General features: G+C 69.9%; 11 protein-coding genes and 1 pseudogene. 9 read left to right on the top strand and 3 right to left on the bottom strand.

Annotation, left to right across the window (positions count from 1 at the left end; all coding sequences use genetic code 11):
• Positions 1 to 108: 108 nt before the first annotated feature.
• Complete coding sequence (locus MBA17_RS18370; RefSeq protein WP_238497715.1) at positions 109 to 843, top strand: type II secretion system F family protein; 735 nt, start codon at positions 109 to 111, stop codon at positions 841 to 843.
• A gap of 273 nt (positions 844 to 1,116) precedes the next feature.
• On the opposite strand, the pseudogene MBA17_RS18365 reads toward MBA17_RS18370, so the two are convergent.
• Positions 1,117 to 1,401, bottom strand: a pseudogene (locus MBA17_RS18365) (IS5 family transposase); the annotation flags it as partial.
• A 306-nt stretch (positions 1,402 to 1,707) separates the two neighbouring features.
• Between MBA17_RS18365 and MBA17_RS49520 the strand changes: the two are divergent.
• The 3 genes from MBA17_RS49520 (at position 1,708) to MBA17_RS18350 (ending at position 3,206) form a co-directional block, all read left to right on the top strand.
• A complete protein-coding gene (locus MBA17_RS49520; protein WP_455432788.1) occupies positions 1,708 to 1,980 on the top strand; it encodes a DUF4244 domain-containing protein in 273 nt (90 codons plus the stop codon).
• Between the two features lie 107 nt (positions 1,981 to 2,087).
• On the top strand, positions 2,088 to 2,504 hold the full coding sequence (locus MBA17_RS18355; RefSeq protein WP_274385643.1) for a TadE family type IV pilus minor pilin: 417 nt from the start codon (positions 2,088 to 2,090) through the stop codon (positions 2,502 to 2,504).
• A gap of 294 nt (positions 2,505 to 2,798) precedes the next feature.
• A complete protein-coding gene (locus MBA17_RS18350) occupies positions 2,799 to 3,206 on the top strand; it encodes an Rv3654c family TadE-like protein (RefSeq protein WP_274385599.1) in 408 nt (135 codons plus the stop codon).
• A 243-nt stretch (positions 3,207 to 3,449) separates the two neighbouring features.
• On the opposite strand, the gene MBA17_RS18345 is transcribed toward MBA17_RS18350, so the two are convergent.
• The gene (locus tag MBA17_RS18345; protein WP_238497712.1) at positions 3,450 to 5,981 is read right to left on the bottom strand and encodes a DEAD/DEAH box helicase; all 2,532 of its coding nucleotides are present in this window, start codon (positions 5,979 to 5,981) and stop codon (positions 3,450 to 3,452) included.
• A gap of 411 nt (positions 5,982 to 6,392) precedes the next feature.
• Between MBA17_RS18345 and MBA17_RS18340 the strand changes: the two genes are divergently transcribed.
• From MBA17_RS18340 to MBA17_RS50455, 5 genes are all read left to right on the top strand, one after another.
• On the top strand, positions 6,393 to 6,743 hold the full coding sequence (locus MBA17_RS18340; RefSeq protein ID WP_111171502.1) for an STAS domain-containing protein: 351 nt from the start codon (positions 6,393 to 6,395) through the stop codon (positions 6,741 to 6,743).
• A gap of 2 nt (positions 6,744 to 6,745) precedes the next feature.
• Positions 6,746 to 7,189 (top strand): ATP-binding protein, encoded by a 444-nt coding sequence (locus MBA17_RS18335; protein WP_238497711.1) that lies wholly within the window; start codon positions 6,746 to 6,748, stop codon positions 7,187 to 7,189.
• A gap of 861 nt (positions 7,190 to 8,050) precedes the next feature.
• Positions 8,051 to 10,381, top strand: coding sequence for a sodium-translocating pyrophosphatase (locus MBA17_RS18330; protein WP_238497710.1), 2,331 nt, complete (start codon positions 8,051 to 8,053; stop codon positions 10,379 to 10,381).
• 224 nt (positions 10,382 to 10,605) lie between these two features.
• Positions 10,606 to 11,088, top strand: a complete 483-nt coding sequence (locus MBA17_RS18325) for a SixA phosphatase family protein (protein ID WP_238497709.1) — start codon at positions 10,606 to 10,608, stop codon at positions 11,086 to 11,088.
• An 86-nt stretch (positions 11,089 to 11,174) separates the two neighbouring features.
• On the top strand, positions 11,175 to 13,277 hold the full coding sequence (locus MBA17_RS50455) for an FUSC family protein (protein WP_238497708.1): 2,103 nt from the start codon (positions 11,175 to 11,177) through the stop codon (positions 13,275 to 13,277).
• Here the strand turns inward: MBA17_RS50455 and serB are convergent.
• Complete coding sequence (gene serB / locus MBA17_RS18315) at positions 13,274 to 14,497, bottom strand: phosphoserine phosphatase SerB (RefSeq protein ID WP_238497707.1); 1,224 nt, start codon at positions 14,495 to 14,497, stop codon at positions 13,274 to 13,276. The two genes, MBA17_RS50455 and serB, sit on opposite strands and share 4 nt — an antisense overlap.
• Between the last annotated feature and the right edge of the window lie 126 nt (positions 14,498 to 14,623).

Below are 14,623 nucleotides of genomic sequence, written 5' to 3'. Positions count from 1 at the left end.
CACGGAGCAGACCTTCTGCGGGTGGTTCGGAGCGAGACGCGCGGCTTGGTGTTGCCGGAATCAGACCAAGGCCCAGTCGGATCGCGGCCGTTGGAGATGGGGTTGGCTATGACGTTGTTCGTGGTCGTGCTGACATGGTGTTCGGTCTGGGCGTGGACAGGCTCGCGGGTGCCTGCCGCCCGGTTGAACGCGATCCGGGTCTCGGTCCGCCTCGGGCAGGAGAGGAAGGGCATCCATGGCCGCCGTGTGCTGCGTGAGACGGTGTCCGCGTCGGCGGCGGGTGGGCTCGCCTTCGTGATGGTGGGCGGACCTGCGGGGGTGCCGGCCGCTGTCATCGCGTTCGTGATCGTCTTCTGTGTGATGCGCGGGCGGCAACCCGTCGCCGCCCGCCGTGAGGCGACGCGCATGATCGCCGATCTGCCCTTCGCCGCCGATCTGATGGTCGCCTGCCTGCGAGCCGGTCAGCCGCTCAGCGGTGCCTTGGAGGTCACCGCCACCACGATCGGAGGGCCGGTCGGGAAACGCCTGCATCGGGTGAGCGCGCAACTGAGACTCGGCGCGGACCCTGCCGAAGCATGGTCGCCACTGGCCCGTGAACGCGCCCTGGCCCAACTCTCCACCACCATGATCCGTGCGGCGGCGACCGGCGCTCCCGTGGCCGACGCCCTCACCCGCCTGGCCGATGACGCCGCCGACACGGCGCGAGCGGCCTCCTCCGCCGCGGCCCGCCGGGTAGGGGTGCAGGCGGTCGCTCCCCTCGGACTCTGCTTTCTCCCCGCCTTCGTTCTCCTCGGAATCGTCCCCGTCGTGGCCGGCCTTGCCACGCAGGTTCTCCTGCCTTGATCGCCCGTGTCCTCCGTCCTCCGTCTTCGGAGGGCACGCGGACGAGGCGGTTGGATCAGTCAAAGCCAAGGCGGAGACCTGCGCCGATTTGGCAGCCGGGGCGAGTCAGGTGGTCATCCCCGTGTCGGTGGCATCTGCCAGATCTGTCGCTGTGTCGATGGCTTCGGTCACGAGGGTCGCCGGGCTGGAGCCGCCGGTCGTGTTCGTCGTTCGGTCGGTTGATCTCACTCCGATCGTTGTGAGGTCGGCAGCCTCGGGGGGATTCGCGGCGGGATCGGCCGATCCGGCTATTCCCGCCGCGGTGTTCTTGGGCAGTTCGCGGGCGAGCCGGGCCCACGTACCATCCTGATCCCAGCGAGCGAACCGGTCATAACAGGTTTTCCAGGGGCCGTAACGCCCGGGAACCTCGCGCCATGGCGCCCCTGTTCGCAGCCGCCACAGGATCCCATTGATCACCTGCCGATGATCCCGCCACGGACGTCCTCGCCGGTCGCCCTTGGGTAGCAGCGGCTCGATCCGTTGCCAGGCTTTGTCGGTCAGCTCACCACGTCTCACCACGACCGCTCATCCAACCCTACGAGTGGTGATCGTTTGTCGGACATTCTGTAATCGGCCACTTCAGCGGGGTCGCCTTCCCCTATTCGCCCCACTTCGGCATGTCATCCGTGTGCTCCCAGTCCTTCATCGAGGTCCTCCCAGTCCTTCATCGAGCGGCCTGGCACGGTTCCCCGGCACTGAGTTGTCCACAGGCTTCCGGCCTGTCCACAGAACCGCGTTCTGGCCATGTGCGTGAGCCCTGTCCCGAGGATTCTGAACAGGTCCTCGCCGGGTGAAGGACCCGGCACCAGGAACCAGGGAGGCACGATGCACCAGTGGATTTCCAAGGCGCCGAGACTTGCGGGAAGCCTGCTGATCGGGGCCCGGATGGGTGTCGTCTGGGTGCGAGCCCACTACGTGCGCAGAATCCAGCTGATCTCACGGCTCGGCCCGGATCGTGGGATGTCCACCGCCGAGTACGCGGTCGGCACGATCGCCGCCTGCGGTTTCGCGGCGCTGCTCTTCAAAGTGGTCACCAGCCCGGAGGTCCGCGAGCTTCTGGTCGGCCTCATCAACCGAGCCCTCAAGGTCGCGGGGTGAGCAGCCACGCACTGCTCGAAAGAGGTTCCCGGCGGGTCCAGACAGGGGCGGGCCCGGCGGAGTCCCACCGGTTCTCGCCGTCACCCGGTCGCGCCCGGCTCCGGGCCCTGAGACGGGCTTGGCGGTGCGGCCGAGCGCGGGGATCGGTCACGGCGGAGACGGCAGCGGTGCTTCCGGCGCTGATGGTTGTCCTGGGCGCCGCTCTGTGGGCGGTGGCGGTGGCCGGCGCACAACTCGGATGCGTCGATGCCGCCCGCGCGGGCGCCCGCGCCGCCTCCAGGGGCGAGCCCGTCGAGCGAGTCCGGCAGGCAGTCGCCGCCCTCGCGCCCGAAGGCGCACGGATCACTGTCGACCGTGCTGCCGAGACCACCACGGTCAAGGTGATCGCGAGCATCCGCCCCAGTTGGGGGGAGCGCCTCCCGGCAGTGGACGTGAGCGGGATGGCCGTCACGGCGACCGAACCAGGCGCCGCGACCGGCGCTCCCGAGGAGACGATGCGGCATTTCACGCGTTCTGCGGACTAGCCGCCTTGAGCCGGTCAGGAACGCGCCGGCCAGAGGCCGACTACTTCCGCGGCCGGTACTGACCGCCTTGCGATCGTTCCGAGGCTGCTTGAGCGGTGGGTTCGGAGCGGTGTCTGGGGTGAGGTTGAGGCTCCCCGGCGGCGGGAGTGCGCGGCAGTGGCCAGGGGCCAGGGCGACGGCGATGCGGAAGAGCAGCCGGGTCACGGGCACCTGAACGATCGGGCGGGCGAACGGGAGGCGAGTCGGTGTGGTGCGAGCAGGGGCGGGTCAGCGCGTGACCGAGTGGGGAGGCGGATGACGGCGTGGCTCGAGCAGGGGAGGAGGCCGCCGCGGGAGCGAGGATCGGCGACGGTGTGGGGGGTCGCTCTCATGGCGTTGCTGATGGGAATGGCAATCATGATCACCTACGTGGGTATGGCGCGGGTCGCACGCCATCGGGCGCAGAGCGCGGCGGACCTCAGCGCGCTCGCCGCGGCTCGGCAGTCCATGAGCGGTTCCGAATATGCCTGCGGGCAGGCGAAGTCGCTGGCGGCCTCGAACGGTGCGGTGCTGGAGCGATGTTCGATCGAAGGCGTCATCGCCGAAGTGCGCGTCTCGGTCAGCCTGACCCTGCCCGGGATCGGGGCACGGCAGGTGGTGTCCCGCGCACGCGCAGGTCCGGTCCGGTCACTTCCGCCGTCCAGGGGGAGGTGGCTGCGTTGAGGGAAGCCGACTCGCCCTGATCGGGCGCACCCTCGCCCTGATCGGGCGCACCCTCGGCCATCAAGCGCACCCTCGGCCATCGTGCGGGCGCTCGCCGTGAGGTTGGTGGGTGGTCGGGTTGTGAGGTTGGTGGCGTGTCGTGCTGAAGGTTGTCAGGGGGAGGTGGGTGTTCTGGGGCGCGAGGGTTGTGAGGGTGGGCCGTGTTGTGGGGGCGTGAGGTTGTGGTGCGTCGTGCTGAGGTCGTTAGGGGTGGGACTGAAGGTCGTTAGGGGGTGGTGGCTGATGGTCGTCAGGGGTGAGGAGGGTGTCCAGGAGGAGGAGGGCGCCGGCCTTGTCGAGGGGGTCGTTGCCGTTGCCACACTTGGGGGATTGGATGCAGGAAGGGCATCCGTGGTCGCATTCGCAGGATCCGATCGCCTCGCGGGTGGCGCGCAGCCATTCGGCGGCGCGGGCGTATCCGCGTTCGGCGAAGCCCGCGCCTCCTTCGTGGCCGTCGTAGACGAACACGGTCAGCAGTCCGGTGTCGGGATGGAGTTCGGTCGACACGCCCCCGATGTCCCAGCGGTCGCAGGTCGCGAAGAGGGGGAGCAGGCCGATGGAGGCGTGTTCCGCGGCGTGGGCCGCGCCGCCCACGTCGAAGCCGTTGTCGACCAGGGTGGCCACTGCGGGGGCGGGCATGGTCCACCAGACGGCTCGGGTCCGTAGCGTGCGGGCGGGCAGGTCGAGGGGCTCCTCGCCGAGCATCCGGCCGCTCTGATGGCGGCGTTTGAGGTAGGACACGACCTGACGGGTGACCTCGACCGTGCCGAAGTGCAGCTCTCCCGCGCCGAGTGGGTGCGAGCGGAGGTCGTCGAGGACGGCGATGTCGGTGACATCCCGAGCGAACGTGGTGTAGTCGGGAATCGCCGGAGACACCAGGGCTACGCCCTCGTCGAGGTCGAGCGTGTCGACCAGGAAGGTCTCACCCTGGTGGAGATAGACCGCGCCGGTGTGGACCGTCGAGTGCGCTGACGGCTCGTCCACCGTGCCGAGGAGTCTGCCCGTGGACGCCTCCACCACCTGAACCGGGGCGCCACCCGAGCCGCGGATGTCGGCGAGGTCGGTGGCGCGTTGCCGCCGGGTCCAGAACCAGCCGGAATCCCGTTCGCGCAGCATGCCCTGCCGTACGAGGTCGGCGAGGACGGCCGGCGCGGAGGGGCCGAAGATCGGGAGGTCGTCCTGGGTGAGGGGGATCTCGGCGGCGGCGGCGCACAGGTGCGGGCCCAGGACGTAGGGGTTGTCGGGGTCGAGGACGATGGCTTCGACCGGCTGGCCGAAGAGGGCCTCCGGATGGTGGACGAGGTAGGTGTCCAGGGGGTCGTCGCGTGCGATCAGGACGGCCAGCGCGTCCTGACCGTCGCGACCCGCCCGGCCGGCCTGTTGCCACAGGGACGCGCGGGTGCCGGGCCAGCCGGCGATGAGGACCGCGTCGAGGCCGGAGACGTCCACGCCGAGTTCGAGCGCGTTGGTGGTGGCCAGGCCGAGGATCTCGCCCGAGCGGAGCGCCTTCTCCAGGAGCCTTCTGTCCTCCGCCAGATATCCGGCCCGGTAGGCGGCGATCCTGTCCGGAAGGTCGGGAGGGAGCCCGGTGCCCGGCTGGTCCACGGGGCTTTCCTGGAGGGGCGAGCCCATTTGGGCCGTGTTCGCGTCCTGTGCGGCGTTCGGGCCTGGGAGTGTGTTCGCGTCCTGTGCGGCGTTCGCGTCCTGCGTGGTGTTCGCGTCCTGTGCGGCGTTCGCGTCCTGCGTGGTGTTCGCGTCCTGTGCGGCGTTCGGGTCCGGGGGTGTGTTCGCGTCCTGTCCGGTGCACGCGTCCTGGGTCGGGTTCGCGTCCTGGGGTGTGCTCGTCTCCAGTGCGGTGTTCGGGTTCGGGTCCCGGGCCGTGCTCGTCTCCGGTGCGGTGTTTGCGGCTTGGGCCGTGTTCGGGTTCGTGTTCGTGTTCGGGGGCTTGGGTGTGTTCGGGGGCTTGGGTGTGTTCGGGGGGTGGATGGTGTTCGGGTGCGGGGCGATCAGCTCCTGGAGCCTGGCGCGGGCGGCCAGGGAGACGGTTTCCGCGGCACGGCGGGAGCGGACGAAGGCGAGCGTTCGTACGTCGTTGAGCACGAGGTCGGCGAGGAGGTCGGCGGCCTCGGCGGCGGCGGTGCGGCGGACGGGGGCGCCGCCCTCACCCCGCAGATCCGTCAGGGGAGGCTCCCAGAGGGCGAAGGTGGTCGCACCTCGGGGTGAGGAGTCCGTCGTCACCTGGGCCGTCTCAAGGCCCGTGAGGCGTACGGCTGCCGCGGCGGGGTCGCTGGCGGTCGCGGAGGCGAGGAGGAAGACGGGCTGCGTGCCGTACCTGAGGCAGACGCGGCGCAGGCGGCGGAGGATCTGGGCGACGTGGGAGCCGAAGACGCCGCGGTAGCCGTGGCACTCGTCGATCACGACCATGCGCAGCCGACGCCAGAAGGAGGACCACTGGGCGTGTCTGGGCAGAAGGGTGCGATGCAGCATGTCCGGATTTGTCAGGACGTAGTTGGCGTGGCGGCGGACCCAGGCTCGTTCCTCGTACGGTGTGTCGCCGTCGTAGCAGGCCGCGCGGAGCTGGCCGAGGTGGAGGTCGCCCAGGGTCTGGAGCTGGTCGGCGGCCAGCGCCTTGGTGGGCGTGAGGTAGAGCACTGTGCCGCCCGCGAGGATCTCGGTGAGCGCCGGAACGAGGTAGGCCAGCGACTTGCCCGATGCCGTGCCCGTGGAAATGATCACGTTTTGGCCACGGTGGGCGTGCTCGGCCGTCTCTGACTGGTGCGGCCAGAGTCCGGTTACCCCCAGGTTCGCCAAGCGCGTAACCAGCTGATTCGGCGTCCACGCAGGCCAGTCGGCGTGACCAGCCTGACGTGCTGGAACGTGCTCCACGTGGGTGACACGCTCGCGGCGTGCGGAAACACCGAGCAGCTCGGAGAGGAGCGAGCCGGCTCGATCGGGAGACGAAGAAGAGGGAGTCACTGGTTTCCAGTTTGCCATCTGTGGGCAGAGTCGCCGGGACTCGTGATTTCGTATAGACACTGAGGCAGACCGTGGTTGAATGCCGCGCGTCGGGTCTTGCGTCCTGGAGTAGCACGCTCCAGAACGCCAGTCCTAGAACGGTACTTTCGCAGGCAAGGCGCTGGAGGATCTGTGGATCTGAAGTTGGACCACCGTACCGAGGACCGACTCACCATCGTCGAGGTCGAAGGTGAGATCGATGTCTACACCGCGCCGAGGTTGCGTGAGCTCCTGATAGACCTTGTGAACAAGGGGAACTTCCATCTTCTGGTCAACATGGAGAAGGTCGATTTCCTTGACTCGACCGGGCTCGGTGTGCTGGTCGGAGGATTGAAGCGGGTGCGGGCGCACGATGGCTCTCTGGAGCTCGTGTGCACTCAAGAGCGCATTCTGAAGATCTTCCGGATCACCGGGCTCACCAAGGTCTTCGGGATCTACGCCTCGGTGGATGAGGCCAAGGAAGCTCACGGCCGAGACAAATAGTCATGGCAACCGTCGAGCTGACGTTCAGCGCTCTCCCAGCCCATGTGCGTACGGCGCGCCTGGTCGCCACCGCGATCGCGCGTCGCACGGGGGTGGAGGAGTCGCTGCTGGACGAGGTACGGCTTGCCGTTGGAGAGGCGTGCTCCCGGGCGGTGGAGGCTCACCGCCTGCACTGCCCGGGGGAGCCGATCCGTATCGAATTGCGTGATGACTCTGGGCGATTCGAGGTCATTGTCACGGATGTGGCACCTAGTGATGACCTTGAGCAGGAGTTCCAAGCCGTGACGTCCGAGCCGTCGGGCATGCTGCCCGATCCGTTCGCGTCCGGGTTCGGAATCGCGGTGATCGCGGGGTTGGCCGATGATGTCGAGGTCTACCCCGGGCCCAAGGGCATGCGCATTCGGATGAGCTGGCCGGCCGCGGCGAATGGCCTGGCACCGGCGTAGGTTTTCGCGGGGGTCGGTTCGTTCTCGTCGCATGCCTTGTCCTTGTGGCATGAGTTCGTGTTGAGAGTTGGGCCCGTCGGCTGCGGCTTCTGGTGGGGGCGCGGGCGACGGGCCTGGCTTTTGCATGCGATTCGCCGGAGGGTTCGTGAGCGGTCTCGGATGCCGGTGCCGGTCGGTCGAAGTGCTCGGCCGGGCGGCGATGCCGGGCCGCCATGCGGGCCTGAGCCCGCGAGATCACGTATGTGGTCAGACGGTGAGCGGGCACGCCGGGCTGCACACTTGACCACGGCGTGCGAGGTTTCGAGCCGGAGCTCCGTGACACGCACGGTCCTGGCCGCACGTGCCCATGAAGTCGTCACGTGGGGGCGGGGTTCAACCAGCGGGCATGGTGGGCGGGCGGGGTGTTGCGGCGGTGCGCTGGGCCGCTGGAGTGCCGTGGGTCCACGGACATCAGCCACCTACGGCGCGATGCGCCGGCCTGGCTTGCCGTACGTTCTCCCGTCCCGGGAGACATTTCGGTCCTCTCAAACCTCAGGAAACAGGCTGACCGAAATCCGTCCGACATGTCCCGACAGCTACACTCGTTACAGTCAAAAGCGGTTGCTGGCCTGGTCAAGTTACGGTGAATAACCGCGGCATCGCTAATTGACCAACTGCAGAGCCTTCATATCCGCGGCGGGCGTGCGTAGACTCCCGGCACCGGCCAAGGTTTGTCCCGCGGGCAATTCGCCATCGCGGGGATGGTCTGCGGACTCAACCGGAAGCGGCACTGCCAACCGACCCGGATGTGCGCCGCCGCCCGCCGAACGATTATCGCTGCGCCGTCCGGGCAGGACGTACCCGTCTTGCCGAGGAGAACGGATGTCTGGCCCCTATCTCGCCGCTGTCGAAGATACAGCGGTTTCCCTCAGCGGTAGCCACCTCACGATCGTGATCGTGGTCGCCGCCGTAGCTTTGCTCGCCCTGGCCGTCGCAGGCGGCCTGGTACGCGAGGTGCTCAGCGCCGGACAAGGCACTGAGCGCATGCAGAACATCTCCAGAGCCGTCCAGGAAGGTGCCGCGGCGTATCTGAAGCGGCAGTTCCGAACGCTCGCCCTTTTCGTCGTCCTGATCCCGTTCGTGCTGCTCCTGCTACCGGCCGAGACGACCGGAGTGCAGATCGGCCGGTCGGTCTTCTTCGTGGTCGGTGCGGGTTTCTCCGCGCTGACCGGGTTCATGGGCATGTGGCTGGCGGTGCGGGGTAACGTCCGCGTCGCCGCCGCAGCGCGTGAGACCGGGGAGAAGGCGGCGATGCGGATCGCCTTCAGGACCGGTGGCGTTGCGGGCATGTTCACCGTCGGGCTCGGCCTGTTCGGCGCGGCCATGGTGGTCTTCATCTACCGGGGCGACGCCCCCGCCGTGCTCGAAGGGTTCGGTTTCGGAGCCGCGCTGCTCGCGATGTTCATGCGGGTCGGCGGCGGCATCTTCACCAAGGCGGCCGACGTGGGCGCCGACCTGGTCGGCAAGGTCGAGCAGGGAATCCCGGAAGACGACCCGCGCAACGCGGCGACCATCGCCGACAACGTGGGCGACAACGTCGGTGACTGTGCGGGCATGGCGGCCGACCTCTTCGAGTCGTACGCGGTCATGCTGGTGGCCAGCCTCATCCTGGGCAAGGTCGCCTTCGGCACCGAGGGTCTGGTGTTCCCGCTGATCGTGCCGATGATCGGTGTGATCACCGCGATCATCGGCATCTTCGTGACCTCGTACCGCGAGAGCGACCGCAACGGCATGGCGGCCATCAACCGCGGCTTCTTCATCTCGGCGGCCATCTCCGCCGTGCTGGTCTCGGTCGCGGCGTTCGCCTACCTGCCGAGCAGCTTCGCCGGTCTCACCGGGGTGAGCCCCGAGATCGCGGCCATCTCCTCCGACCCGCGGCTGATCGCCATCGGCGCGGTCCTCATCGGGCTCGTCCTGGCGAGCGCCATCCAGGTGCTCACGGGTTACTTCACCGAGACCAACCGCCGCCCGGTCAAGGAGATCGGCGAGAGTTCGCGCACCGGCCCGGCCACCGTCATCCTGGCCGGCATCAGCGTCGGCCTGGAGTCGGCCGTCTACTCGGCGCTGCTGATCGGCGGTGCGGTCTACGGCGCGTTCCTGCTCGGCTTCGGCAACGTGACGATCGCGCTGTTCGCGGTCGCCCTGGCCGGCACCGGCCTGCTGACCACGGTCGGTGTGATCGTGTCGATGGACACCTTCGGCCCGGTCTCCGACAACGCGCAGGGCATCGCGGAGATGTCCGGCGACGTCGAGGGCGAGGGCGCCCGGGTGCTCACCTCGCTCGACGCGGTGGGCAACACCACCAAGGCGATCACCAAGGGCATCGCGATCGCGACGGCCGTGCTGGCGGCGACCGCGTTGTTCGGCGCCTTCCGGACGGCGGTCGAGACCGAGCTGACCAAGGCGAGCGCCGGGGTGAAGGAGGCGCTGGGCACCTTCCAGAACTTCTCCCTCGGCGTCGACTCGCCGAACGTGCTGGTCGGCCTGATCATCGGTGCCGCCGTCGTGTTCATGTTCTCCGGCCTGGCGATCATGGCGGTCGGCCGGGCGGCGATGCGGGTCGTCTTCGAGGTGCGCGAGCAGTTCCGCAGCAAGCCCGGGATCATGGCCGGCACCGAACTGCCCGACTACGGCAGGGTCGTCGACATCTGCACCCGCGACTCGCTGCGCGAGCTGGCCACGCCCGGCCTGCTGGCGGTGCTGACCCCGATCGCGGTCGGGTTCGCGCTCGGGTACGCCCCGCTGGGCGCGTTCCTGGCCGGCGCCATCGCCGCGGGCACCCTGATGGCGGTGTTCCTGTCGAACTCCGGCGGCGCGTGGGACAACGCCAAGAAGCTCGTCGAGGACGGTCACCACGGCGGCAAGGGTTCGCAGGCGCACGAGGCCACCATCATCGGTGACACCGTGGGCGACCCGTTCAAGGACACCGCGGGTCCGGCCATCAACCCGCTGATCAAGGTGATGAACCTGGTCGCGCTGCTGATCGCCCCCGCGGTCGTGACCTACGCCGACAACCCGGCGGTGCGGATCGGCGTCAGCCTCGTCGCGCTGGTCATCGTGGTCGGTGCGGTCGTGGTCTCCAAGCGCCGCTCGGCGAGCGACACTCCCTCGGCCAGTAGCGAGGAGCGCAAGCCGGAGCCGGTCAAGAGCTGATCGAGTCCGGCGGCCCGCGGTCCCCACAGAGGGGACCGCGGGCCGTACCGTCTCCCGGGAATGGGAGACTTGGGGGAACCGAACGACGAAGGAGGGCCGGGCGGTGGTGGAACCCGATCGACCCTCGGGTGGCAGAACCCTGGCGTTGATCCTGCTGGCCATGCTGTTCGTGCTGGCCGTCATCGTGGCCGCCGCGGTCTGGGCGTCCAATGGCGGGTGACCAGGTGCGCACGCTGATCGTCCTGCGGCACGCCAAGGCGGCGCAGGTCCTCGGTCTGCCCGATCGTGAGCGTCCGCTGACCGGCAGAGGCGAGCGCGACGCCAAGAGCGTCGGCGAACGGTTGCAGGCCCTCGGCCTGCTGCCCGACCTCGTGCTGTGCTCGCCGTCCGTCCGCACCTCCCGTACGGCGGAGCTGGCGCTGGCGGAGCTGGCCCCCGACGCGCCCGTCGAGTTCGCCCGCGGCATCTACGAGGCGTACGCCGACGAACTGCTCGACCTGATTCACGAAACCGGGTCCGAAGTGGGCACGCTGCTCCTGGTCGGACACAATCCCGGGGTGCACGAGCTGGTGATGAACCTGACCTCCGGCGACGGCGACCCCGGTTTTCCACCGGGTGCGTTCGCCGTCATCGAGGCCGCGGGAGAATGGCGGCACCTTCGGTCGGGGACCGCTGTGACCAGGTGGAATCCCAAGTCCGCACGGTAGTTAGACGCCTCTGATCAGGGCAGGAACCCTTGCGTGGGGTGCAGGGGACGGTGCGTCGAGCACCACGCGGAAGGCCGGGACGGCCGGTGAACGAGTACGTCGGCTCCTTCCGCAGCGCGTTCACCCTGTCCGGCAGCCCTGCCTGGGGTTACGGGTTGCTCTGCGGCGGTGCGATCTGCGCGCCGCTCCTCGCCGGCACCTTCACCGGCCGCATCACCCAGGGGGCCGCCGCCGCCCTGGGCGCCTATCTCGTCGTCTTCGCCGACGATTTCATGCTGCCGTACGGCGCGCGGGCCAGGCGGCTGCTGCGCAGCACCGTGTTCGTCACGCTCGGGACGGGCCTCGGCGGGCTGGTCTCCCCGTACCCCTGGGCGGCGGCGGTGGTGATCGCCCTGGTCGCGGCGGTGGGCGCGCACTGGACGGTGATCGGTGTGCCGCCGACGCTCGCCGTGATCCTGAGCTACTTCCAGGGCCAGGCCGGGGTCGGCACCGGCGTGGTGGCCCACATGGTGCTCGCCGCCGCCGGCGGGCTGTGGATCACCGTCGTGGTGCTCCTGGCCTGGCCGGTGCGCCGCCTGGAACCACTGCGCGACGCGTTCACCGCCGCGGGGCTGGCCGTCGCCGCCCTGTTGGAGGCCGGTGCGTCCGCGTCGGACGACGACTGGGAGGAGTCGCGCCGGGAGGCGGAGGAGGCACTGGCGGCGGCCCGTACGGCGGTCGCCCACTTCAGGGCGGTGGAGCAGGAAGAAGAGGAGAGCGACGATCCGACCCCCGGCCGGTTGCTGAACGCGCTCACCCGGATCTTCCACGAGACGGTCGCGCTTCGCCTGCTGCGGGGCGCCATCGAAGAGATCACGGAGGACACCGACTGGAGCGCCGACCTGGACGCCGCCACGCAGGCGGCGGCGAGCGCGTTGCGGGAGGCGCTGGAGCGGAACAGCGCGCTGGCCGTGCCCGCGGCGCTGGCCGCCGGCGCCCGGTTCGCCGACCGGGCGAGCGCCATCCGCAGGGCCGCGCTGGCCAGGCACGAGCCGCTGGCCGCAGCCGCGCTGATCAGCCAGGTACGCCGGTGCGTCAACCGGATCGGCGTGGCCGTGCGGTCCGCCGCCTTGTTGTCGGTGGAGGGCGTGGCGGTGACGCCGAGGCTGCCGAGGCTGCCCCGGCCCGCCTGGCGCAGGCCGGGCCCCCGCGCGGCCGACCACCCCGCCCGCCTGGCGCTGGTCGCGTTCGGCGCGATGGCGCTGATGGTGCTCACCCGCGCGGAGTACGGGAAGTGGTTCGTGGCCACGGTGGTCGCCAACCTCCGCCCGACCTATGGCGACACCGTGGAGCGGGTGGTCTTTCCCGTCGTGGGCACCGCGGCCGGCGCGGTCGCCGGCGCGGTGGTGCTGGCCCTGGCGCCCGGCCATCTGACGCTCTCCCTGTTCGTCGGGGGCTGCGCCGTGCTCGGGTACGCGTTGCGCCCGCTCAGCTTTCCGTGGTGGATGTTGTTCGCCACGCCGCTGTCGCTGCTGCTCGCCGACTTCGCCCGGCCGCTCGGCTGGGACGCGGCGATGGTCCGGGTGGGGCTCACCGTGGCGGGCGGGGCCGTGGTGTTCCTGGCCGCGCGGTGGCTGTGGCCGCGAGGCGAGCGGGTCCGGTTGGCCGACCGGATCGCCGGCCTGCTGGAGGCGCACGCGGAGCTGGTGCGGGCGCTGGTCGAACAGCGGCCCGACGAGGTGCGGGAGCGGGTGAAGGACGCGGCCAGATCGGAGCAGAAGCTCACCGAGTCGCTGGACCGGCTGGAGAAGGAGCCGGGCGGCGGCGTGCCCGAGTCCATGCGCGAGGCCGTGATCCACGCGCAGCGGGTCAGGGACGACGCGCTGGCGCTGTTCGCGGTGCCGCGCCCCGACGACGAGTCGGGTCCCACGGCGGCCGTCCTCGACGCCGTGGCGGACCGCCTGGAGTCGGCCGCGACGTCCATCAGGTCCGGCAAACCGTTGAGCCCGCCCGACGATCTCGACGAGGCGCTCGACGCGATGGCCTCCCATGTCGAGACGCTGACCGAGCAGCGGCTGGACGAGGTGGCGGAGGGCGCCGCCGAGGAGTGGACCGCCATCAGATACGCCTACACCCACGCCGCCGCCGCGCACCCGGCCCTGGAGGCGCTGGTCGCCGACGTCGTACGGCTCTGCCGGGCGGTGTGTTAGTGGGCGGAGGTGAGCAGGCCGTCCTCGGCGTCGGCGGCTTCGACCTCCGCGCGGGGGATGCCGAGCAGGTAGAGGATGGAGTCGAGGTAGGGCACGGTGACGGCGGTGTCTGCGGCCTGCCGTACCAGGGGCTTGGCGTTGAAGGCGATGCCCAGGCCGGCGGCGGCGATCATGTCGAGGTCGTTGGCGCCGTCGCCGATGGCCACGGTCTGGCTGATCGGGATGCCCGCCTCGGCGGCGAAGCGCTCCAGGGCACGGGCCTTGCCGGGGCGGTCGACGATCTCGCCCACCACCCGGCCGGTGAGCTTGCCGTCCACGACCTCCAGGGTGTTGGCCGCGGAGTAGTCGATGCCGAGGTCGTCGACGAGCTTGTCGGTGATCTGGGTGAACCCGCCGCTGACGATGGCGAAGCGGTAGTCGAGCCGCTTGAGCGTGCGGACCATGGTGCGGGCGCCGGGGGTGAGCACGACCTCCTCGCGCACCCGCTGGAAGACTTCTTCCGGCAGGCCGGCGAGCAGCGCCACCCGCTCACGGAGCGAGGCGGCGAAGTCGATCTCGCCGCGCATGGCGGAGGTGGTGACCTTCTCGACCTCCTCCAGACAGCCGGCGTGGGCCGCGAGCAGCTCGATGACCTCGGCCTGGATGAGGGTGGAGTCGACGTCCATGACGACCAGGCGCTTGGCCCTGCGGTACAGCCCCGCGGGCTGGACGGCCACGTCGACCTGCTGGATCACGGCCTCGGCCGCCAGTTCGATCCGGAGCGCGGCCGGGTCGGCCCCGGACACGGACATCTCGATGCAGGTCACGGGGTAGTGGGCGAGCCGCTCGATCCTGTCGATGTTGGCACCGGCGGCGGCGACGCGCCCCGCGATGCCGGCCATCGCGGCGGGCTGGAGCGGAGCGCCGAGCACGGTCACGTGCAGTCGCCCGCGCTTGCGGTGTTCTTTGGCCTGGGAGCCGGTGGACAGCTCGATCTCCATGCCGAGGTCTTCCGCGACCCGTTCGAGGGCGGTCCACAGGGCGCCCAGGGTGCCACCGGTGCCGGTGGAGGGGCCGCCCGCGTAGGCGACGAGCACGCCGAGGGTGAGCCTGCCGCGGATCACGACCTGCTCCACGTCGGCGACGGTGACGGGGAATCCGGCCAGGACGGAGAACAGCCGGGAGGTGACACCCGGGCGGTCGGGTCCGGTCAGCGTGATCAGAAGCGTGCGCTGGTTCATCCCTCCCCACGGTACTTGGCCCGTGGAAGCGGCGTGAACGCGGTTCATCATACGGACGCTCGATGGCGTTCTCCGGGCCCAGTCGCGTCCATCTCGCCATGTGTACATGGGGGGAGTTCCGCGAAC

The sequence above is a fragment of the Dolomitihabitans soli genome (assembly GCF_022213955.1).
GTDB classification, from domain to species: Bacteria; Actinomycetota; Actinomycetes; order Streptosporangiales; family Streptosporangiaceae; genus Streptosporangium_A; species Streptosporangium_A soli.
Note: the sequence above shows the minus strand (reverse complement) of the source record. Positions and strands in the feature narration are given on the sequence as shown.

Excerpts from the sequence above, each read along its gene's own strand:
- MBA17_RS18370 (WP_238497715.1), top strand. The coding sequence starts at position 109 with ATGACGTTGTTCGTGGTCGTGCTGACATGGTGTTCGGTCTGGGCGTGG.
- MBA17_RS49520 (WP_455432788.1), top strand. The coding sequence starts at position 1,708 with ATGCACCAGTGGATTTCCAAGGCGCCGAGACTTGCGGGAAGCCTGCTG.
- MBA17_RS18350 (WP_274385599.1), top strand. The coding sequence starts at position 2,799 with ATGACGGCGTGGCTCGAGCAGGGGAGGAGGCCGCCGCGGGAGCGAGGA.
- MBA17_RS18335 (WP_238497711.1), top strand. The coding sequence starts at position 6,746 with ATGGCAACCGTCGAGCTGACGTTCAGCGCTCTCCCAGCCCATGTGCGT.
- MBA17_RS18330 (WP_238497710.1), top strand. The coding sequence starts at position 8,051 with ATGTCTGGCCCCTATCTCGCCGCTGTCGAAGATACAGCGGTTTCCCTC.
- serB (WP_238497707.1), bottom strand. The coding sequence starts at position 14,497 with ATGAACCAGCGCACGCTTCTGATCACGCTGACCGGACCCGACCGCCCG.